Raw genomic sequence first — 21,303 nt, forward strand, 5'->3', positions numbered from 1 at the left:
ATGTCAGCTCCTATATCCGCTCGTGATAAAAATGCTCAATACACGCTGCTCACTAACTATGAAACGCTATTGAGCCGTGTCGAGCACATGCACGAACTGGCTAATGGCGAACAGTGGGCAGAGCTAATCGATCAGCGAACCAGCTATGTAATGCTGGTGGATCAGTTGCGTGAGCTAGATACCACTGTTGTGCTTGATGCCGCCGCTCAGCAACGTAAGGCAGAGCTGTTGGAGCGCATCCTTGAACACGATGTGGAAATAAGGCGTCGTTTGGTGGCGCGTCGCGATGAACTGGGTAAGCTTATAGGGGTATCCCAGCGTCAACGGGATTTGCATAGGGCCTACGCACCACAGCAAGGGGCTCCGGTAGCCGATGATGCTGATTCAACGAGGTCATCGTGAGTGGTATTACCCCTCTTATTGATACGCTCTTGCACCAAGTGCTTGGGCGGCAAGGCGAGGTGTCGCTGCAGCGGGCATTGAGTCAGCCTGTGAAGCCCGTTTCCCCGGGCGAGGGGCCTCGTGCGGTAATGGGAGATGCTAATCTTGATGGGCGTGCATCGACATCGCCGCTAGGCGACCTGAAGCGTTTACCGCATCCTCTCGATGGGGGGCGAACGTTGCCACGAGGTGAGGCGCAGCCTTCGCCAACAGGTTCAACACAGACCCATTTTAGTCCTGCAGCACGAACCATCGCCGACGTGCTACTGCGCTTTCCAGCCCCTCCCTCGGTAATGCGGCCCGAAGCACCTCTTATCACCAGTCAGGAAACGCCAGCAGCAAGTACAGTAGCAACACGCTTAGAGGCAAGTATTCGAGATAGTGGTTTGTTTTATGAGTCGCATCTAAAGCGCTGGTTTCAAGGTGAAGGCACTCGCCAGCAGCTAATGAATCAACCGCAAATGCAGTCGGGTTCACGCCCCCTTGGATCGCTTTTGTCTACAGGGTTGGGCGTGGCGCCCTCCGCTTCGTCGCCTTTGGCTGTAACAACATCGTCTTCTGCGCCGCCAGTCGCACAGGCGCCTGCACAATTAGGGATGGTTCTACCTCCTTTAGCATTGCCGCCCTTGGGTCGAGGGGGGATGGCTATTCTGCCTAATATGCCGCTAATACCTGTTAGCCATGAACAAGGTCTAGCTGCTCGAGGGGCGGGCGCGGGCTATTTTCTACCCACTGGCTCGACGGGTAGCGCCGTTCAGGCGGTTGCCTCCCCCCCTGCTTCGCAGATGTCGACCAACCCCGGCCAGACTTCCCCGGCGCTTGGCGAGGTGCGTGATAGCCAACAGGTGAGGGGAGAGTTAAGCCATGCGAGGGAAATCACTGAGCTAATGGGTAATCGGCCTACTCGCGAGGTCGTTCACGAAAGCTTGCAGAGTCTGGTGCGCCAGCAGCTTGAAATGCTGGTGATGCCGACGATTCGCTGGGAAGGCGATGTATGGGCTGGGATATTTATGGCCTTGGTCATTAACCTGCCTACTCGTGAAGAAGGGGCTGAGGGTAAGCAGCAAGAGGGCGAGCCGGAGGGCGGCTGGCGGTCTGATATGCAGCTAGAGGTTCCCAACTTGGGTGCGTTTAATGCATCCCTTTGGCTGTATAGAAATGTGTTAAGCATCGATTTTACTACCGAGAGCACGCACGTTTATCAGCGTATTGACGCTGGACTGCCAGCGTTAGAGAAGCGTCTGAGCGCCTTGGATTTACAAAAAGTGCAGCTGCGCGCGCGTTATGTCGAAGCGGAGGCGCCTCATGGCCACGCCGGGTGAACGACGCCGTCAAGCTGTTGCCCTGGCTTACCAGGATAATGACCGTGCTCCGAAGGTAGTGGCGAAAGGCTATGGTGAATTGGCCGAACGTATTATGGCGGAAGCTCAGCGCCAAGGTATTTATGTACACGATGCCCCCGAGCTGGTAGCGCTTTTAATGCAGCTAGATCTGGATGCGGAAATTCCGGCAAGTCTCTATCAAATTGTCGCAGAACTGCTGGTGTGGGTGTTCGAGCTGTCAGAGGAAGGGCTAACTCATCGTGAAATGCCTGAGTAGCCATTTACAGACGTTGTATGCAACCATGAGGGTAGGTAATAAAAAGTCATTAATGGCGTCAGTATAATGGTCACAACTATCGCGCCTGAGTCGTTTAATGGGACATCATGAGTCAAACCAACTTTCTCGATGAAATTCAGGAAATTAATTTAGCTTATTTGCTTCTGGCGCAGCGCTTGCTTGATGAGGATCGTGAGGCTGCTATGTTTCGCTTAAAAATAGATAGCGATGTTGCTGAGCTGATCGTAACGCTCAATGCTCGCCAACTCACAAAGTTGGCGCGAACCAGCCAATTGTTGTGCCGGTTCAGCCAAACGAGTGCCGAGCGGCTTCGGCAGCTTACGGACAATCCTCGCGATCAGGGGTTGGCAGGGCTTCATGCATCACTGCTGTTGGCAAGCGATACATTCGAGCCAATGCCATCAGGAGGCGATAAGTGAGCCAGAAGAGCTTGGTCGATGAAATGCACCAAGTGCAGTTGGCAATCGAATTGATTGAACTTGGTGCGCGCCTTCAGGTGCTGGAAACAGAAACGGAGTTAAGCCGCACGCGTTTGATCAAGCTGTATAAGGAAGTGCGTGGAATGTCGCCGCCTAAGGGGATGCTTCCTTTTTCCACCGACTGGTTTATTACTTGGCTTCCCAATGTTCATTCGTCGCTGTTTTACAACATTTATTTAAGCCTGAAGGAGGCGGCAGGCTGTGATCGAATCGATGCCTTTGTAAAAGCATATCGGCTCTATGGCGAGCAAATGTCGCTGGAAAAGGTGGAGCCGGTTCTCGGGTTAACCCGTGCGTGGACACTGATACGCTTTTTCGAAAGCGATTTGCTTCAACTTAATCAGTGTACGCGTTGCAAAGGGCAATTTGTGGCGCATGCCCATAGCCCTGCCCAGAGCTACGTGTGTGGCATATGTCAACCACCTTCACGGGCGGGTAAAACACGCAAGTCACAGCAAGAGAATAGTGAAAAAATGTAACAACCTCGTCGATCTCGCCACCAATAGTAAGAATTAGGGTATAAACGTATTGATGAGTGCTTAAGTCATAAAATATGAGCGTATCGGCGTAGATAGCAGCAAAAGTCAGCGATGCTTTTTAATTAGACAACAGCTAAGCCCGATTACGATTGGGCGTAAGCTTTGCTTGGGATGGAACATCTCTTAAACATCAAAATAGATGGATAAGTCTTGGTTCCCTTACATTAATACTGAATACCGCAAGGACTCTGCTTGTGCTGATACCTCTAGGCTATGTAATCGTATTGCTGTCTGTGTTTGGTGGCTATGTTCTTGCAGGTGGCAAATTAGGTCCTCTGTATCAACCCCTTGAACTGCTTATCATTGGTGGCGCTGGTGTTGGTGCGTTTGTCGCAGCGAACAACGGCAAGGCGATTAAAGCGACATTTAAAATTCTGCCCCGGCTCAAGCGTGCCAAAAAATATGACAAAGCACTTTACATGGAGTTAATGGCACTACAGTTCAAGCTGCTGTCAAAAATTCGCCGTGAGGGGATGTTAGGCATTGAGCGGGATATTGATAATCCGCAAGAAAGCCCACTGTTCCAAGAGCACCCTACGGTGCTGGTCGATCCGCATATCATGAATTTCCTAACAGATTATCTGCGCTTAATGGTAAGCGGCGGTATGGAGCCAATGGAAATTGATGAGCTGATGTTACATGAAATTGAGGTCTTTGAGCAGGAGGCCCATGTGCCCATTGATGCCATTGCCAAAGTCGGCGATGCCATGCCCGCCTTCGGTATTGTGGCGGCAGTGATGGGGGTTGTTAAAACACTCACCTATGCTGACGCCACGCCAGCCCAGATGGGCGTTATGATCGGGCAAGCGCTGGTGGGAACCTTCCTGGGTATCTTGCTTGGCTATGGCTTTGTCAGTCCGCTGGCAAGTTACATCGAGCGGCAGGCTAAAGAAGCCGAAAAGATGCTCCAGTGTATTCGTATTACGCTTCTCGCTAGCTTGCACGGTTATGCGCCGCAGTTGGCCGTTGAATTTGGTCGCAAAGCACTGTTTGCCGCCGAGCGCCCCAGTTTTACGGAGCTTGAAGACTATGTAAGGGATGCAAAAAAGGCCGGTAGCGCATGAGTAAGGGTGGTGACAAGCGTCCGATTGTCATTCGGCGCAAAAAGGTCGTCCATGCCCATCACGGTGGCGCCTGGAAAATTGCCCTAGCGGATTTTATGACTGCTCTGATGGCCTTTTTTTTGGTGCTATGGCTTTTGAGCGTTTCCAGCGAAGAGACGCGCAGGGGGGTAGCAGAGTACTTTAGCACTCCCCTGTTAACGGCGATAACCGGTGGTGATCGTTCTGGCAGCACCAGCGCGATTCCTGGCGGCGGACCAGACCCCACCCATAGCGAGGGGGAGCGGGCGCGTATTGATAGCTTACAGCGCACTCGTCCAAGCATGCAGGAGCGAAACTTTTTCAGAGACTTGCAAGAGCGTATTGAGCGGGCTATTGAACGAGATCCTGAGCTACGCCAGTTGCGTAATCAGATGCGTTTTGACCTAACTCGCGAAGGTCTGCGTATACAGCTACTCGATACCGACCAGCGACCCATGTTTGAGTTAGGCAGCGACCAAGTCGCTCCTTATATGCGTAGCCTGTTACGCACTATTGCACCGCTGTTAAACGAGCTTCCCAATGAGCTAAGTATCAGTGGGCATACCGATAGCGTTCCCTATGCGGGCGGCTATCGCGGCTATAGTAACTGGGAGCTTTCCAATGACCGCGCTAACGCGTCGCGTCGCGAGCTTATTGCGGGTGGCTTTGACCCAGGTCAATTGCTACGCGTCTCGGGCTTTGCGGATCGGGTGTTGTTACCTGAGACTGAACCTACTGACCCTATCAACCGACGCATAGAGCTGGTGGTGCTCTTTCCTGAGATTGCTGATGCGATTCGCAACCCTACTGTAATGGAATCGGGAGCTGCATCGCCCGAAGCTTCAATCGAGGCGCTGGAAGCTTCAACCGAAGCGCCAATTGAATCAACACAACAAGACGAGCCTCAGGTGCAACCGCAAGAGTGACCTGAGCCTGTCATAAAATACGACGTTAAGGTGGAGCGGTGTATGGATATAGCGGATTTTTTTGACACCTTTTTTGAAGAGGCTGAAGAGCTGCTGTCGGATATGGAACAGCATTTATTGGAACTGGATGTTGATGATCCAGACAGTGAGCAGCTCAATGCTATTTTCCGTGCCGCCCACTCGATCAAGGGGGGAGCGGGTACCTTTGGTTTTACCGTGCTACAGAAAACCACGCATATTTTGGAAAACCTCCTCGATTACGCACGTAAAGGCGAACTGACGCTGCGAGCCGACCTCGTGGATACCTTTTTAGAGGCTAAAGACATCATGCATGAGCAACTCGATGCCTACCGCAGCGAAGAGGAGCCTAATCAAGAGGCATTTGAGCGCATTTGCCAAACGCTGCAACAAATTGCCCTGGATGAAATCGGTCAACAGTTAGATGGGCCGGCTACGCCAGCTGCTGAGCCCAAGGCTTCTCCTGCCCCAAGTGAAAACGGCGCAGAAGCAAAAAGTAGCCAAGAGAAGGTTGCGAATAGTCACCTGTTAGTGGCGCTGCTGAACGTTGAAGATAAAGACCGCATCTTACTGGTTGAAGAGCTAGAGCAGCTCGGCGAGGTGCAATCCCAGTCCGGTGATGCAAAGCGCTACGAGGTGATCCTTAAAAGCAGCGACAGCGCTGACGATATTGAAGCGGTCATGTGCTTTATTATCGAACCTGATCAGATTGAGATTACGACCGTCGAGGGGGTGGCAGAGGAGCCAGCCCCTGCTGCGCCGGAGCCAGTAGCTTCAGCGCCTGCTGCCCCTATGCCACAAGCGCCTGCCGAAAGCACGGCCGCTAAGGCGAACCCGGCAAAGGCTGCTGCCAAAGAGAAACCCAAAAAAGCCGCCGCCGAGTCGTCGTCTATCCGCGTATCTGTAGATAAAGTCGACCAAATCATCAACTTGGTGGGTGAGCTGATCATTACTCAGTCGATGCTTGACCAAACAGTAAGCGACTTGGAAGATCAATCAGTTGGCAATGCCTCATTGCAAAATGGAATGAGCCTGCTGCAGCGTAACGCCCGCGATCTCCAAGAAGCGGTCATGTCGATACGAATGATCCCCATGGAGTTTGTGTTCAGCCGCTTCCCCCGGGTTGTGCGCGATACTGCCGGTAAGCTGGGCAAAGAGATCGAACTAATTACCGAAGGCAAATCGACCGAGCTGGATAAGAGCTTGGTGGAACGGATCACCGACCCGTTAACGCACTTGGTGCGTAATAGCCTTGATCATGGCGTAGAGATGCCTGATGTCCGCGAAGCCATTGGTAAGCCTCGCATTGGGAAACTAACTCTATCGGCGCGTCATCAGGGCGGTAATATTCTGATTGAAGTGCGCGATGATGGCGCCGGTATGGATCGTGATCGCCTACTTGCCAAAGCGCGGGAAAATGGCCTTAACGTATCTGACACCATGTCCGATGAAGAGGTCTTCCAGCTCATTTTTGCCCCCGGTTTCTCAACCGCTAAAGAAGTAACCGATGTATCCGGTCGTGGCGTGGGCATGGATGTGGTGAAGCGGAATATTCAGAGCATGGGCGGTCGGGTAGAAATTCAGTCGAAGCTAGGAGAGGGCACCAACACCCGTATCGTATTACCGCTTACGCTGGCTATCTTGGACGGTATGTCGATTAAAGTCGGCGGCGAGACGTTTATTTTACCGCTTTCCACGGTACTTGAGTCGCTTCAGCCCGCTAAAGACGATATGTATGCCATGGCCGGTGACGACGTGGTGATCAAAGTACGCGACGAGTATCTGCCCGTGATAGCCATTCACGAAGTGCTTAACGTTGAGAACGCGATTACTGACCCGACCAAAAGCATCGCTGTCATTGTGCAGGGCGAAGGCCGCCGTTACGCCATGTTGGTCGATGAGTTGATCGGACAGCAGCAGGTTGTGGTCAAAAATCTGGAAGACAATTACCGCAAAGTACCAGGGATCTCGGCCGCGACCATTTTAGGCGACGGTAGCGTTGCGTTGATTCTGGACATTACTGGTTTACACCGCCTGAGCCGATACAAAAAAGAGGCAGGCAAAAAAGTAGTAAACAATCAAAACCTATCATCTTTTAAGGAGGCTGAGCCGTCATGAGTCAAGCCAACAGTGGTGCGGTACTAGCCGCAGAAGCCGAAAACCGCGAATTCCTGGTGTTCTCATTAGGCGATGAGGAGTACGCCATTGATATTTTGAAAGTGCAGGAAATTCGTGGCTACGAAAATGTAACCCGAATTGCCAATGCACCTGACTTTATCAAAGGGGTCACCAATCTACGCGGCGTCATTGTGCCGATTGTCGATCTGCGCATTAAGTTTCACTTTGATAAAGTCGAATACGGTGGCCAAACGGTGGTGATCGTGGTCAATGTTGCAGACCGTGTGGTCGGCATCGTAGTGGACGGCGTTTCCGACGTGATGACGCTGACCCCTGACCAGATCAAGCCAGCGCCCGAATTCGGTGTCACGCTGTCGTCTGATTTCCTGAGTGGTTTGGGTAGTCTGGATGATCGCATGCTGGTACTTGTGGATATCGATAAGTTGCTCACCAGCGACGAGATGGCACTAGTGGAAAGTACCAGCAACCACTAAGACTAAAACGCATGGCACAGGGAGCGTGCCGAATCGGTTCTACCTAATGATGCATTCTCGTGCTACGGAAAGCGCCTGCGAGTGCAGGTTGTGCGTGGAGAAAAGGGCGTGACACAGCAAATGCGGCAATTAATGAATAATATGACGGTGCGTTTAAGTTGGGGCTTAGTCTTAGCGACGCTGTCGGTACTTGTCTTAATTGCCAGTGGTATCGGCCTTTATGCCCTGCATCATGGCGCGGCAATCGTACAGGCATCTGACGATGTACAGGCGCAACAGGCTGCTTTTAGCGCTTTTGCCGCAACGATTCGCTGGGCGCTACTCGGCGTTGTGATCATGACAGTTGCTACGGTTATCGTGGTTATCTGGGGGGTAACGGCCAATGTGTTGCGACCGCTAGACCGCTTGGTGGGCCATTTTGAGCGTATGGCGCAGGGCGATCTAAGCCAGACTATCACCTCGCCGGGAAACAATGAGATAGGACGGCTTTATAGCGCCATGGCACATATGCAGGGCTCACTTTCTCAAACAGTAGGCACCGTGCGTACCAGCGGTACATCAATTTATGAGCGCTCACAGCAAATTGCCAGTGGTAATAACGACCTCTCTTCACGCACCGAGCAGCAGGCGACTTCATTAGAAGAAACGGCTTCCAGCATGGAGCAGCTAGCCTCCACGGTGGGCCATAACGCTGAAAATGCCCGTCAAGCCAGCCAGCTGGCCGGAAGCGCGACCCTGACGGCCCGCCGTAGTGGCGAAGAGGTAGGCCAGATCGTCAGTACCATGCAGGATATCAGCGCAAGTTCTCATCAGGTCGCTGATATTATTACCGTGATCGATAATATTGCGTTTCAGACCAATATCCTGGCGTTAAATGCCTCGGTGGAAGCGGCGCGTGCTGGTGAGCATGGTAGGGGGTTCGCCGTGGTGGCACAGGAAGTACGCAGCTTAGCCAGTCGCAGTGCCGCTGCCGCCAAAGAGATTCGCACGCTGATCGACGCATCGCTCAGCAAGGTTGATACCGGCACACAGCGCGTCAACCAGGCCGGTCAAACGATGCAGGATCTGGTGAGTGCTGTTCAGCGCGTCAGCGATATTATGGATGAGATCGCCGCCGCTTCTGAGCAGCAGAGTAGCGGCATTGGCCAAGTGAACCAGGCCGTGGCGCAAATGGATCAGGTCGTGCAACAAAATGCTCAGTTGGTTCAGCAGGCCGCGCGTAGTGCGAATGAGCTTGAAAGTGAAGCGGCTCGTTTACGTGAGGCTGTGGAGCGCTTTCGTGTCACTGAAGCGTTTGCCCATCGCACCCCAGTATCACGGACTCTTATGCCTTCGGTAGCGCCAAGCCTTCCTACGCGGCACAAGCAGCAAGCGGAAGAGGTAGATGAGTGGGCGTCGTTTTAATTTGCTTGGCAGGGCGGGCAAGCTCTCTTTTAAAAATAAAACACTAAAAAAGGCAAATCATGCGTAATAACCAGCCAGTCACTCAGCGCGAAATTGAACTAAAAGAGGACGATTTCTTAGTCTCGCGTACCGATACCAAGGGGCGCATCACCTATGCTAACCCAGCGTTTATCGATATTAGCGGCTTTGAGCACGCAGAGTTGATAGGTGCGCCGCATAACCTGATACGCCACCCGGATATGCCACCAGCGGCTTTTGAAAACCTTTGGCAAACCGTTAAAGCGGGTGAAACGTGGCGCGGGCTGGTCAAAAATCGCTGCAAAAATGGCGACCACTACTGGGTAAACGCCAGTGTGACGCCGATTGTCGAAGATGGGAAGGTAGTTGGCTACACCTCGGTGCGCGTGCAGGCAAGCCGGAAAGCCATTGCGCAGGCAGAGCAGGCGTACACTGAAATACGTGAAGGCCGCAATAAACGACTTTACTTAGATAAAGGTCGGTTACGCCAGAAAGGGGTGGTTAAGCGTTTAGCTCGAGTGCGCCTCGATACCATACGCGCCAAGTTAGTCGGCATGATTATCGTGGCAGGACTGTTGCTGTTAATTAGCGGCGGCTTAGGCTTGTATGGTTTGAATTTGGCGGGCGAGCGTTTGGAGCATCTGAATAATGATGGGCTGCTTGATGTTATTCGCCTGCAGCAAATTGATCAAACCATTGCTGAATCTCGCCAAGCGATCATTCAGCCGGAGCGTATGGAGCTGATTGAGCAGCGCTTTGAAGTGGGTGAAAGTATTGCTGCTAATGCTGCAGAGGTCGCTGCTGCATGGCAAGAGTACTACTCGCGGGAGGTTAATATGACCGAGCTTGCCGCCGAGTTTGATCAGCAGCTGCAGGTGTTCTTGCAGAATGGTATGGGCCAAGCCGCCAGTGTTCTTCAGGCAGAAGAGGCGTATCAAGCCTTTACCGGCCTTGATGCGGTTATTAGCGTGATGACCGAGGAGGGTCGCTTCCTTTCAGGCATGGTGAATCAACTTATTGGTCAGAAACAGCAGGCTGCTGAAATCATGGCCAATGAAGCTCAGCAAGGTCAAACCACAATGCTGGGCGCGCAGGCCATCGTCCTTGGGATTGGCTTGCTGCTACTTATTGTGATCGGCTTGGTCACCTTGCGGGCGATTACTAGACCACTAAAAAGTGCCGCAGGTTTTACGCTGCAAATTGCCGGCGGCAATTTGGCGGCTAAAGTGCCCGCCATGCGACGCGATGAAGTGGGCCAGCTAATGGACTCGCTGAACACCATGCGTAAAAGCCTCAGTAGTATCATTGGCGACGTAAAAAGTGGCATTGACGTCGTTACCCCGGCGGCCCGGGACATCGCAAGTGGTAACGAAGAGCTATCGTCGCGAACCGAGCAACAGGCGGCCTCTTTGCAGCAAACCGCTTCCAGCATGGAAGAAATGACCGCTACCGTTCGACAAAACAGCGAAAACGCTCAAGAAGCCCGTCGTCTAGCCGATAACAATGCTATTCAGGTGACGAATACCGGCGAGTTGATGACACAGCTGGTCGACAATATGCAGCGGATTACTCAAAGCTCCCAGCAGATGACCGATATTATCAATGTGATCGACTCAATCGCCTTTCAGACCAATATTCTGGCGCTGAATGCATCGGTAGAAGCGGCTCGGGCAGGGGAGCATGGGCGGGGGTTTGCCGTTGTAGCTGAAGAAGTGCGTAACCTAGCTGGCCGCAGCGCTGGCGCCGCTCAAGAAATTCGTGGCCTGATTGATGGCTCTAACCGAGAAGTTAGCGCTGGGGCTAGTTTGGTGACTAAAGCTGAAGTCGCGATTAGCGAAGTGGCAGAAGCTGCGCGCAGTGTGACGCAGATTATGCACGAGATATCGGCCGCCTCTGAAGAGCAGAGTCATGGCATTGCCCAGGTTAATCAGGCAGTAGCAGAGATGGATCAAGGCACCCAGCGCAATGCGGTGCGGGTACAGGAAACCGCACGAGCGGCAGTTTCTCTAGAGAAACAGGCAGGGCTATTAGCGCTATCGGTGGAAGCATTTCGATTAAACAGCCAGGGGGCGCTACGCCCGCCGGCAGTGACAGCACCCAAGCACGCGGCTCAGCTGCCTAGCACAGCGCCGTCGAATAACTCGCCCGTTAAACGGCAAACAGCCTCAGTAGAGGAGTGGGAAGAGTTTTGACCGAACAACGTGAACGGGCTTTAGACGCTGGTCAGTGGACATCAAGCAGTCAGATTGAAAGGGATCTGGTACTGACAGATGCGGATTTTACGCGTATTCGCGAGCTGATCTATCAGCGCGCGGGTATCGTACTGGCTGAGCATAAGCGTGAAATGGTCTATAGCCGCTTAGCCAAGCGTCTACGTCACCATGGTATGACGCGCTTTACCGACTATTTGGTGCGCCTGGAGCGCCAGCCAGAGGCCAAAGAGTGGGAGGCGTTCACGAACGCGCTGACCACCAACCTCACGGCCTTTTTTCGTGAAGCGCACCATTTTCCGCTGCTGGCTGAGCACATAAAGAACAAGCAAGATCCGGTCACTATTTGGTGTTCGGCAGCTTCCACCGGGGAAGAGCCCTACTCGCTGGCGATGACGTTGTTGGAAACGCTAGGCGCTAAAGCGGCGCAGGCCAAAGTGATCGCAACGGACATCGATACCGATGCGTTGGCTAGGGCCCGCGCTGGTGTTTATCCCTTGGAGCAGGTGCGCAAGCTCGATGAAGCGCGGGTCAAACGCTTTTTTCAGAAAGGCACCGGTAACCATGCGGGCTTTGCACGGGTACGCCCAGAGGTATCCGCACTGGTGGAGTTTCTGCCACTTAACTTGCTGGCGCCGCAATGGCCAATTAAAGGCCCTTTTGATGCGGTGTTCTGCCGAAATATCATGATTTATTTTGATAAAGATACTCAATCAAAAATTCTTAAACGGTTTGCGCCACTGATGAAGCCCGATGGTTTGCTATTTGCAGGCCACTCAGAAAACTTCTCGTATATAAGTGATGCGTTCAAACTGCGTGGCCAGACCGTTTATACCGTGGCCAAAAAATGAACAATTATCGTGTCTTTATAATCGCTTTAGGCGCTGTGGCTCCGGCGGTTGCAATCACACATCAGGCGTCTACAGCAAGAGGAGGCGTGCTTTGAGCGCAGCCAAAATCAAAGTATTGTGTGTCGATGATTCGGCGCTAATTCGCGATTTGTTAACAGAAATTATTAATTCCCAGCCCGATATGGAAGTCGTTGCGGTAGCGCCTGATCCTATTGCCGCCAGGGATTTGATCAAGCAGCACAATCCTGATGTGTTAACCCTTGATGTGGAAATGCCACGTATGGACGGCTTGGATTTTCTCGAGCGTTTAATGCGCTTGCGTCCTATGCCGGTGTTAATGGTGTCGTCGCTAACCCAAAGCGGTTCGGAAATCACCCTACGTGCGCTTGAGCTCGGTGCGCTGGACTTTGTCGCCAAGCCGAGTCTGGGAATCCGCAATGGGATGATGGAGTACGCCGACGAAATTGCCGAAAAACTTCGTGCCGCGGCACGCTCACGTCCCCGCCAGGCGCGGCATAAAAACACGCCGCCGCCAGCGGCCTTGAAGGCGCCGCTGGTATCAAGCGAAAAGTTGATCATTATCGGCGCGTCCACTGGCGGCACTGAAGCGATTCGGGCGGTGCTAGAGCCATTACCGGCAAATGCCCCGGCGATATTGATTACCCAGCATATGCCTGGCGGTTTTACCCGCTCGTTTGCCGAACGTCTAGACCGGCTGTGTCGGATTACGGTTAAAGAAGCCACCGATGGCGAGCGGATTCTACCCGGGCACGCTTATATCGCACCGGGGGATCAGCACCTCAAGTTGGCACGTAGCGGCGCTAACTATGTGGCGCGATTAGATGACGGCCCGCCGGTAAACCGCCATCGCCCATCGGTAGACGTGCTTTTCCACTCAGCGGCTCAGCACGCAGGTAAAAACTCCATTGGCGTGATTCTTACCGGTATGGGAAAGGATGGCGCTGCCGGACTGCTTGAAATGCGCCAAGCGGGTGCGCCCACCATCGCTCAAAATGAGCAGACCTGCGTGGTTTTCGGTATGCCGCGAGAAGCCATCGCGATGGGTGGCGCGGTGGAAGTGGTGGCTTTGGACGATGTTCCCACGCGAATGATGGCGCTGATCGCTGCATCGGGTAGAGCTCAACGTGTTTAGTGAGATTGATACGCATTATTATAAGTGACTTGGTATAAGAACTAAGCATAAAAACTTAATAAGCTCGCAAGGGGATCGCCAATGAGTCGTTTACTGCGCAATTTGAGTATTCACGCCGCTGTGGTCACGGCACTTAGCTGCTTTGGCGTGCTGATTTTGGTGATTGCGGGTTTGGGTGTTGTAGCTGACCGTGATGCACAAAATAATATTGATGTACTTAACAACATTAGCAGCGAACAGCTCAATGAGATTAACCGCGCCGACTCGCTGCTGAACCAAGCCATGCTGGCGATGGAAACGGCTTCCAACTACCTCATGGTGGGCCAGACCCGTCAGTCTAATGAGCAGGTGGATATAGCGGCCAATCGCATAGAGCGTTCTGAACAGCGTTTTGAGCGCTTCGCTGCAAACACATTCTCCCCCCAAGGCGAGGCATTGGCAAACGCCTTGATTGAAGATTTTAATACTGTCATGGCGTTGGTTAAACAGCAGCATGAAACCTTCGAATCTATGAATCTAACCCGCTACAACACCTTGCGTGAGGAGTTGGAGGGGCCGCTGCTTAGTTTGAACGAAAGCATGACCGCATTTGTCGATTATGGCTTCCAGCGGGTAGACACCATTCGAGAGGACTCTGAAGCTCAGAGTAATCTGTTCAATATTATCAAAGCGGTAGCGGTGCTCTTTGCTCTGGTGATGACTCTGATTATTTACTTTGGTTTACGCCGTACAGTGATTGCGCCGCTAAGAGGTGCCATTCAACGCCTGGATGCGATTGCCGAGGCCGATCTAACCGATCCGCTGCCCGAAGCGGGTAAAAACGAAATTGGTCGTCTGTTTGGCGCTATGGGCACCATGCAGCAGAACCTCACCAATATTGTTAGTCGCGTACGCGAAGGCAGTAACGAAATCCACCACGGCACCCGAGAGATTGCCAGCGGTAACGCTGATCTTTCATCGCGCACGGAACAGCAGGCCGCATCGATTCAACAAACCGCTGCCAGCATGGAAGAGATGACCGCGACAGTAAAACAGAATGCCGACAATGCCCGCCAAGCCAGTACATTGGCCGCAGACGCCTCCACTACGGCCGAGCGCGGTGGGCAAGTGGTGGAGCAGGTGGTGCAGACGATGCACGGTATTTCCACGAGCTCGAAAAAAGTCGCCGACATTACCAGCGTTATTGATTCGATTGCCTTTCAAACCAACATCCTGGCGCTCAATGCATCGGTAGAAGCCGCCCGTGCTGGCGAGCAAGGTCGAGGCTTTGCCGTCGTAGCTGGGGAAGTGCGCAATTTGGCCAGCCGTAGCGCAGATGCGGCTAAAGAGATTAAAAACCTGATTGAGGCCTCGGTGTCGCAGATTCAGCAAGGCTCTACCCTGGTCGAGCAGGCTGGCACCACGATGTCGGATGTGGTGACTGCGGTGCGCCGCGTAACTGATATTATGGATGAAATTTCCGCCGCCTCCCAAGAGCAGAGTGATGGTATTGAGCAGGTGAGTCAGGCCGTGGGCCAGATGGATCAAGTCACTCAGCAAAACGCTGCGCTAGTACAGCAAGCCTCTGCGGCAGCCGCCTCCCTTGAGGAACAGGCCAACCGTTTGGAGCAAGCAGTCGCCGTGTTTAAATTGTTAGGTATGCAAGGTGCGTCACATCAGGTGCTGCCCTCCGTCTCGCCAACAGCGAGTGCCATGCCTGCCCCCAAGGTCGACCAGCCGCAAACGAGTCGACCTGCCGCCAAACGCAGCGACCACGAAGAGTGGGAAGAGTTTTAAGGACGAGTTTTAGGAATAGCGCTTAAGAAACAGTTTTAAATCCCTGACTGTGCTTTTCAGTCACTCCCGTGCCATATACCGATTGATTAGAGGATGACCCATGGCAGATAAGAATATGAGTTTCCTGGTTGTAGACGACTTTCCTACCATGCGTCGGATTGTGCGTAGCCTGCTTAAGGAGCTGGGCTTCACCAACGTGGATGAAGCTGAAGATGGCCAAGATGCGCTCAATAAACTGCGCTCCGGCAAGTTTGAGTTCGTCGTTTCTGATTGGAATATGCCGAACCTGGACGGCTTGGAGATGCTCAAGGAGATCCGACAGGATGACGCCTTGAAAGACCTCCCAGTACTGATGGTGACCGCAGAAGCGAAGAAAGAGAACATTATAGCGGCTGCTCAGGCGGGTGCTAATGGCTATGTCGTCAAGCCGTTCACTGCCGCTACCCTGGAAGAGAAGCTCAACAAAATCTTCGACAAACTGGGTATGTGAGCGACTGAGCCTATGTGCTTAGTTAACGAGGAGACACCATTATGAGCCAGAATGAGCAGTCTGATTCTGCCCAATCGTCTGAGCAAGCCGCTGAAGACTTAATTCATCGCATTGGGAAGTTGACGCGCATGTTGCGCGAGAACATGCGTGAACTAGGTCTTGATAAAGAGATTGAGAAAGCGGCCGAAGCCATCCCCGACGCACGCGACCGCTTGCACTATGTCGCCACCATGACGGAGCAGGCAGCAGATCGAGCGCTCAATGCCGTTGACCGTGCTCAGCCGCTGCAGGATCAATTGTCGGATCGAGCCGAGGCGCTGGATAAGCGCTGGGCCGAGTGGTTTGAAGCGCCGAAAGAGCTGGATGAGGCCAAGGCGCTCGTCGTCGAGACGCGTACTTATCTCAGCGACGTGCCCGATGTGGTTTCAGCCACTAACAAAGAACTGATGGAAATCATGATGGCCCAGGACTTTCAAGACCTGACCGGCCAGGTGATTAAGAAGATGATGGACGTGATCCATGAGATTGAGCATCAGCTGGTTCAGGTGCTTATCGATAACGCGCCGGGTGCCCATGCACGAGAAACGCTGCAGCGCAAGGCCGAGGATCAGTGGAAAAGCGACAATGCACGGCGCAACGAAGACCTTTTGAATGGCCCACAAGTGAAGGATAATGTTCCTGATACCGTCTCTGGGCAAGATCAAGTAGACGACTTGTTGGATGAATTAGGCTTTTAAAGCGCGTTATTACACGCCCTCTGGGCACGCAAGCACGCTATTCAGCCGTCCCTATGGACGGCTGAATACGTGTTAAGCTTCGCTTCACCTGGCCGGATACCCGCATGGCAGATAACGATAGCGACCAGGAAAAGACCGAAGAGGCCACGCCCAGGCGAAAAGAGAAAGCCCGTGAAGAGGGCCAGGTTGCCCGTTCCCGGGAGTTAAATACATTTTTGCTGCTGTTGGGCGGGGTGATTGGCCTTTACAGTATGGGCAAAATGCTCTACGACCAGTTGGGCGCGGTGATGGAGCAGGCTTTCTTGTTTGAGCGCCGCCAGGCAATGGAAAGTACTCCGATGTTGGTCAATGCCCTGGATCTTGGCCAGCGAACGCTATTTGCCATGATGCCGCTGTTTTTACTGCTAGTAATTATTGCATTAGTCGCCCCTGGATTGATGGGAGGCTGGCTGATATCGGCTAAATCGATGCAGCCCAAGTTTTCCAAGCTAAACCCTATTAAGGGCGTAAAGCGCATCTTCTCCACCCAGGCATTGATCGAGTTGGCAAAAGCGATCGCCAAGTCGGTTCTGGTAGGGGGCGTCGCCGCGACATTTTTGTATTTCAACATCGGCAAATTTATGGCGCTAATGGATCAGCCTATCCAGCAAGCGCTGACCAACGCTCTCACCATGGCGGCTCAGGCCGCTGGGCTCATGGTGCTGGTGTTGATCGTGGTCATTTTGATCGATGTCCCTTTCCAGCTCTGGGACAATGCTAAAAAGCTGCGCATGAGTCAGGAAGAGATCAAGCGTGAGCACAAAGAGTCTGAAGGCGACCCCCATGTGAAAGCGCGCATTCGCCAGCAGCAGCAGATCATGGCGCGGGGCAGGATGATGAGCAAAGTGCCCCAGGCAGACGTTATCATTACCAACCCCACGCACTACGCGATAGCGCTGACTTATCAGGAAGGCAGTATGGGGGCGCCACGGTTGGTGGCAAAAGGCGCCGACGCAGTGGCTGCGCGCATTCGCGAAATCGGCGAAGAGGCTGGCGTGCCACGATTGGAGGCAGCACCATTGGCGCGTGCCCTGTATCATCACGTGGATCTAGAGGCGGAGGTGCCGGCTGAACTGTATACCGCTGTGGCGGAAGTAATGGCCTGGGCCTATCGCCTCAAGCAAGTAGCAAAACAAGGAGGCGAGGTGCCCCCAACCCCCGATAACCTGCCGGTACCACCGGAGATGGAAAGCCCCGGGCATGGCGCCGGTGGTAATGAGGCGCAACCATGAAAGGCTTGAGTCAGCTAGTAGGTAGGCGCGACTGGATGGGTGATGTGCGCATGAAGCTGCTGGTCGGGCCGCTGCTCATCCTAATGATTTTGGGCATGATGATTGTGCCCTTGCCTCCCTTTGCCCTGGATTTACTCTTCACCTTTAATATCGCGCTGGCCATTATGGTGTTAATGGTTAGCATGTTTACACAGAAGCCGCTGGATTTTGCGGCGTTCCCAGCTGTGTTGCTGTTTACCACGCTGCTGCGTCTGTCGCTCAATGTGGCTTCCACTCGGGTGGTGCTCATGGAGGGTCACCAGGGCGGTGCGTCGGCGGGTAAGGTCATTGAAGCGTTCGGGGCATTCCTGGTCGGCGGTAATTTCGCTGTAGGCCTAGTGGTTTTCCTGATTCTCGTCATCATCAACTTTATGGTTATCACCAAAGGTGCTGGCCGTATTGCCGAAGTCGGTGCGCGCTTTACCCTGGATGCAATGCCCGGTAAGCAGATGGCCATCGATGCCGATCTGAACGCTGGCTTAATTGGCGAGGAAGACGCCAAAAAGCGACGCGCGGAAGTCGCTCAAGAAGCTGATTTCTTTGGTTCCATGGACGGCGCAAGTAAGTTTGTCCGTGGTGATGCCATTGCCGGTTTGGTAATTATGGTGGTCAATATTATCGGTGGGCTGTTGATTGGTATGTTGCAGCACGATATGAGCTTTGGCGCTGCTGGCCAGACCTATATGCTGCTAGCCCGGATGTTGCATCGGGTTGGTCAGCAGCACCCAAATGCCAGGTTTGGTGGCGATGATGCCGCCCAGAGCTGGAAGTTGGCTATATATTGATCAATTTCCTGAGCTCAAGGCGCATTTCCCCCTACCCCCATGTGTTTTCTGTGCCGGGGACAGCACGCCGCGGCGCTATCCCGGCACCAGCTTGCTGGCCAGCTTCAGGAAGAGGTCCTGCTCCGGGTACTGGCTGCTCAACATCAGCCGAATCGTGCGCGTGTTGCGGGTGATGACAGCGCCGATCTTCAGCAGCTTCAGGCGGAGGGTGTTGACCTGGGCCTGGGCGAAGGCGGTGCGCTTGAGGTAGACCCGGCGCAGCCGCTCCAGCAGCAGGTAGGCCAACCCCGACAGCAGCAGTCGGTACTGGTTGGGCCACCATTCGTGGCAGCTGGTGCGGTCGGAGAACAGGAACTGCTGCTCCTTGATACGGTTCTCCATCTCGCCCCGAGCACAGTAGCGGTGGTCATAGAGCCACTCGGCGCTGCAGCCGCGCAGGCTGGTGACCACATAGCGGGTGTTGAAGCCACGCCGGCTGGTCTCGGACTTGACGATGACCTTTCGTCGACGCTCCTTCCAGCTCTTGGCAGCGTACTCGATGAAGCCGAAGACACGCTCCTTCTCCCAGGTCTTCTCGAAGCGGATGGCCGACGCGTAGTCGATGTTCAGAGCCAGCTTGGCCAAGCGCTTGTTGCCGGCGAGGCCGATGATGTAATCGACGCCGTGGCGGTCACACCAGTTGAGGATCAGTGGACGGCAGAAGCCGCTGTCGCCTCGGAAGACGATCTTCACCTCAGGCCACGCCTGGCGCAGCCGCCGGACCAACAGGGCGAGGATGGCACCGGCGTGGTGAGCGGCATCCAGCGAGGCCGGACGCAGATAGCTGACCAGCAGCTGGTCGCCACAGAATACGAACAGCGGCAGGAAGATGTAGTGGTTGTAGTAGCCGTTGAAGTGCCGCCCGAGCTGCTGGCCATGCACCCGATCGTCGGTGGCATCGAAGTCGAGGTAGAGCGGTTTCTTGGGTGGCCGCCGGAACGAGCGGATGAACTGCTCGATCATCTCTTCGTGGATGGTGATCGCCCAGTCCCGGTCGGCTTGCTGCTCGAAGCGGCACAAGGTGGACTGACTGGCCAGCACGCCATCGGTATCGACGGCGGTCTGCAGGGCGATATCGTGACGCAGGGCCTGGTGGTCATTGAGATCCTCATAGCCCAGCGCCAGGCCGAACACGCGCTGCCGGACCAGGGTTTCGGTGCGATGCAGGCAGCGCTGAGCGTCGCGCTCGTCGCTGAGCCGGCGAGCGACGGCGCGGGTCAGGCCCATCTCGCGATCGAGCTGCCGCAGCAGCAGGATACCGCCGTCGGAAGTGAGATCACCGCCATCGAAACGGGCGATGACCTGACGGCCTTTGCAGCGTGGAAAGGAAGCGGACGGCGTGGTACATTTTGTCATGGCGGCTGAGGCGGTTGGTTCTTGTGTAGGAGCTTGAATTATAACCGATTTTCAGCCGCCTTTTTCATGTCTTATGCAATATCCAGGCTAGCGATCGGCGACGGTCTGGTGGCGCAAATTCCGGCTCTGGTGATCTCGACCGCAGCGGGTGTCACGGTTTCTCGGGTGAGTACCGATACAGACGAGGACATTGGCCAGCAAATGCTCAGCCAACTGTTCGTAAATCCCCAGGTACTGATATTGGCCGCCATAGTGATGGGGCTATTGGGCATGGTGCCCGGCATGCCCAATTTAGTATTTCTACTCTTTACCGCGCTGCTAGCGGGTTTGGCGTGGTTTATTATGCGCCAAAAAGAGCAGTTGTTGGTCAAGGAGGAAATTGCGACTGCGCCTGTACCGTTACAAGAGACCCCTGAAGCGAGCTGGGAAGATGTGCAATTGGTCGATACCCTCGGTCTGGAAGTGGGGCATCGCTTAATACCGCTGGTCGACTCGCGTCAAAAAGGCGAGCTGCTTGGGCGGATTAAAAGCGTGCGTAAAAAGTTTGCCCAGGAAGTGGGTTTCCTGCCGCCGGTGGTGCATATCCGCGATAATTTGGAGCTGCCGCCCAACGCCTATGTACTCTCCATGAAAGGTGCCGAGATTGGCCGCGCTGAGGCACAGCCGGGTAAATGGCTGGCGATCAATCCGGGGCAGGTATCGGGCGAGCTGCAGGGCACCCAAACCCAAGATCCCGCCTTTGGTTTGCCCGCTGTCTGGATTGATAGCAACCAGCGTGAGCATGCTCAGGTGTATGGCTACACCGTCGTGGATGCCAGTACCGTCATAGCGACCCACTTGAACCACCTGTTGCACCGTCATTCGCCCGAGATGCTGGGTCGACAGGAAGTCCAGAAACTGCTGGATAAAATGGGCGATGAGCAGAAAGCGTTGGTAGAAGAGGTGATCCCGAAAGCGATTTCATTGACGGTTTTGCAGCGTATCTTGCAAAACCTGCTTGATGAAGATGTCTCTATCCGCGACATGCGCACTATTCTCGATACCCTGGCGGAGTACGCCACCCAGCAAAAAGATCCTAACGAGCTGACGGCGCTGGTGCGTGTTTCGCTGGGGCGCGCCATCGTCCAGCAGTGGTTTGCGGGGCAAGAGACGCTTAATGTCATGGGACTGGATGCCCAGTTGGAACAAGTGCTGGTTCAGGCCATGAATGGCAACGGCGCCATGGAGCCAGGGTTGGCAGAAACGCTGATGACTCAGGCCCAGCAGGCGCTGGAACGTCACGAAAGCTCAGGCGAGCCGCCGGTGCTGGTTGTGCAGCACTCGCTGCGAGCGGTACTGTCCCGATTCTTACGCCGACGTCTACGCCATATGTCAGTGCTGTCCCAGGCTGAAATTCCCGATGACCGCACATTAAGAGTGACCACAATAGTCGGCGGACGTTAATGATGACACGCCGT

Annotated in this window: 18 protein-coding genes and 2 pseudogenes; 19 read left to right on the forward strand and 1 reads right to left on the reverse strand. The window is 54.1% G+C overall.

Annotated features, from left to right (window positions below):
• The 18 genes and pseudogenes from fliT to SR894_RS00275 all read left to right on the forward strand — a co-directional run.
• The gene (fliT, locus tag SR894_RS00190) at window positions 1-402 is read left to right on the forward strand and encodes a flagellar protein FliT (protein WP_133733438.1); all 402 of its coding nucleotides are present in this window, start codon (window positions 1-3) and stop codon (window positions 400-402) included.
• Window positions 399-1,763 (forward strand): flagellar hook-length control protein FliK, encoded by a 1,365-nt coding sequence (gene fliK / locus SR894_RS00195; protein ID WP_166650431.1) that lies wholly within the window; start codon window positions 399-401, stop codon window positions 1,761-1,763. The genes fliT and fliK overlap by 4 nt, the downstream gene beginning before the upstream one ends.
• Window positions 1,747-2,040: an EscU/YscU/HrcU family type III secretion system export apparatus switch protein gene (locus tag SR894_RS00200; RefSeq protein WP_133733439.1), complete on the forward strand. Its 294-nt coding sequence runs from the start codon at window positions 1,747-1,749 to the stop codon at window positions 2,038-2,040. The genes fliK and SR894_RS00200 overlap by 17 nt, the downstream gene beginning before the upstream one ends.
• A gap of 107 nt (window positions 2,041-2,147) precedes the next feature.
• Window positions 2,148-2,480: a flagellar transcriptional regulator FlhD gene (gene flhD, locus SR894_RS00205; protein ID WP_133733440.1), complete on the forward strand. Its 333-nt coding sequence runs from the start codon at window positions 2,148-2,150 to the stop codon at window positions 2,478-2,480.
• Window positions 2,477-3,019 (forward strand): flagellar transcriptional regulator FlhC, encoded by a 543-nt coding sequence (gene flhC / locus SR894_RS00210; RefSeq protein ID WP_133733441.1) that lies wholly within the window; start codon window positions 2,477-2,479, stop codon window positions 3,017-3,019. The genes flhD and flhC overlap by 4 nt, the downstream gene beginning before the upstream one ends.
• 254 nt (window positions 3,020-3,273) lie before the next feature.
• A complete protein-coding gene (motA, locus tag SR894_RS00215) occupies window positions 3,274-4,143 on the forward strand; it encodes a flagellar motor stator protein MotA (RefSeq protein WP_133733478.1) in 870 nt (289 codons plus the stop codon).
• Window positions 4,140-5,087, forward strand: a complete 948-nt coding sequence (gene motB, locus SR894_RS00220; protein WP_133733442.1) for a flagellar motor protein MotB — start codon at window positions 4,140-4,142, stop codon at window positions 5,085-5,087. Before motA ends, motB begins: the two co-directional genes overlap by 4 nt.
• A 42-nt stretch (window positions 5,088-5,129) precedes the next feature.
• Window positions 5,130-7,223 carry a chemotaxis protein CheA gene (gene cheA / locus SR894_RS00225; RefSeq protein WP_133733443.1) on the forward strand — a complete coding sequence of 698 codons (2,094 nt, stop codon included), beginning with the start codon at window positions 5,130-5,132 and terminating at the stop codon, window positions 7,221-7,223.
• Window positions 7,220-7,717: a chemotaxis protein CheW gene (gene cheW, locus SR894_RS00230; protein WP_071694952.1), complete on the forward strand. Its 498-nt coding sequence runs from the start codon at window positions 7,220-7,222 to the stop codon at window positions 7,715-7,717. The genes cheA and cheW overlap by 4 nt, the downstream gene beginning before the upstream one ends.
• Before the next feature lie 132 nt (window positions 7,718-7,849).
• Entirely contained in the window at window positions 7,850-9,121 is a 1,272-nt protein-coding gene (locus SR894_RS00235) for a methyl-accepting chemotaxis protein (RefSeq protein ID WP_246638308.1), read from the forward strand.
• Window positions 9,122-9,180: 59 nt separating this feature from the next.
• The gene (locus SR894_RS00240; protein ID WP_133733444.1) at window positions 9,181-11,331 is read left to right on the forward strand and encodes a methyl-accepting chemotaxis protein; all 2,151 of its coding nucleotides are present in this window, start codon (window positions 9,181-9,183) and stop codon (window positions 11,329-11,331) included.
• On the forward strand, window positions 11,328-12,200 hold the full coding sequence (locus tag SR894_RS00245; protein WP_133733445.1) for a CheR family methyltransferase: 873 nt from the start codon (window positions 11,328-11,330) through the stop codon (window positions 12,198-12,200). The genes SR894_RS00240 and SR894_RS00245 overlap by 4 nt, the downstream gene beginning before the upstream one ends.
• Window positions 12,201-12,291: 91 nt before the next feature.
• Window positions 12,292-13,353 (forward strand): protein-glutamate methylesterase/protein-glutamine glutaminase, encoded by a 1,062-nt coding sequence (locus tag SR894_RS00250; protein WP_133733446.1) that lies wholly within the window; start codon window positions 12,292-12,294, stop codon window positions 13,351-13,353.
• Window positions 13,354-13,434: 81 nt separating this feature from the next.
• On the forward strand, window positions 13,435-15,129 hold the full coding sequence (locus SR894_RS00255; RefSeq protein ID WP_133733447.1) for a methyl-accepting chemotaxis protein: 1,695 nt from the start codon (window positions 13,435-13,437) through the stop codon (window positions 15,127-15,129).
• A 100-nt stretch (window positions 15,130-15,229) separates the two neighbouring features.
• Window positions 15,230-15,619, forward strand: coding sequence for a chemotaxis response regulator CheY (gene cheY, locus SR894_RS00260; protein ID WP_133733448.1), 390 nt, complete (start codon window positions 15,230-15,232; stop codon window positions 15,617-15,619).
• Window positions 15,620-15,660: 41 nt separating this feature from the next.
• On the forward strand, window positions 15,661-16,356 hold the full coding sequence (cheZ, locus tag SR894_RS00265) for a protein phosphatase CheZ (RefSeq protein WP_088702022.1): 696 nt from the start codon (window positions 15,661-15,663) through the stop codon (window positions 16,354-16,356).
• Window positions 16,357-16,460: 104 nt separating this feature from the next.
• Window positions 16,461-17,627: a flagellar biosynthesis protein FlhB gene (gene flhB, locus SR894_RS00270; protein ID WP_133733449.1), complete on the forward strand. Its 1,167-nt coding sequence runs from the start codon at window positions 16,461-16,463 to the stop codon at window positions 17,625-17,627.
• Window positions 17,624-18,358: pseudogene (locus SR894_RS00275) on the forward strand (FHIPEP family type III secretion protein); the annotation flags it as partial. The gene flhB and the pseudogene SR894_RS00275, both read left to right, overlap by 4 nt.
• Before the next feature lie 168 nt (window positions 18,359-18,526).
• On the opposite strand, the gene SR894_RS00280 reads toward SR894_RS00275, so the two are convergent.
• Complete coding sequence (locus SR894_RS00280) at window positions 18,527-19,846, reverse strand: IS1380 family transposase (RefSeq protein ID WP_031218338.1); 1,320 nt, start codon at window positions 19,844-19,846, stop codon at window positions 18,527-18,529.
• A gap of 87 nt (window positions 19,847-19,933) precedes the next feature.
• On the opposite strand from SR894_RS00280, the pseudogene SR894_RS00285 reads away from it, so the two are divergent.
• Window positions 19,934-21,289 (forward strand): annotated as a pseudogene (locus SR894_RS00285) (FHIPEP family type III secretion protein); the annotation flags it as partial.
• Between the last annotated feature and the right edge of the window lie 14 nt (window positions 21,290-21,303).

Source organism: Vreelandella neptunia (assembly GCF_034479615.1).
Taxonomy (GTDB): domain Bacteria; phylum Pseudomonadota; class Gammaproteobacteria; order Pseudomonadales; family Halomonadaceae; genus Vreelandella; species Vreelandella neptunia.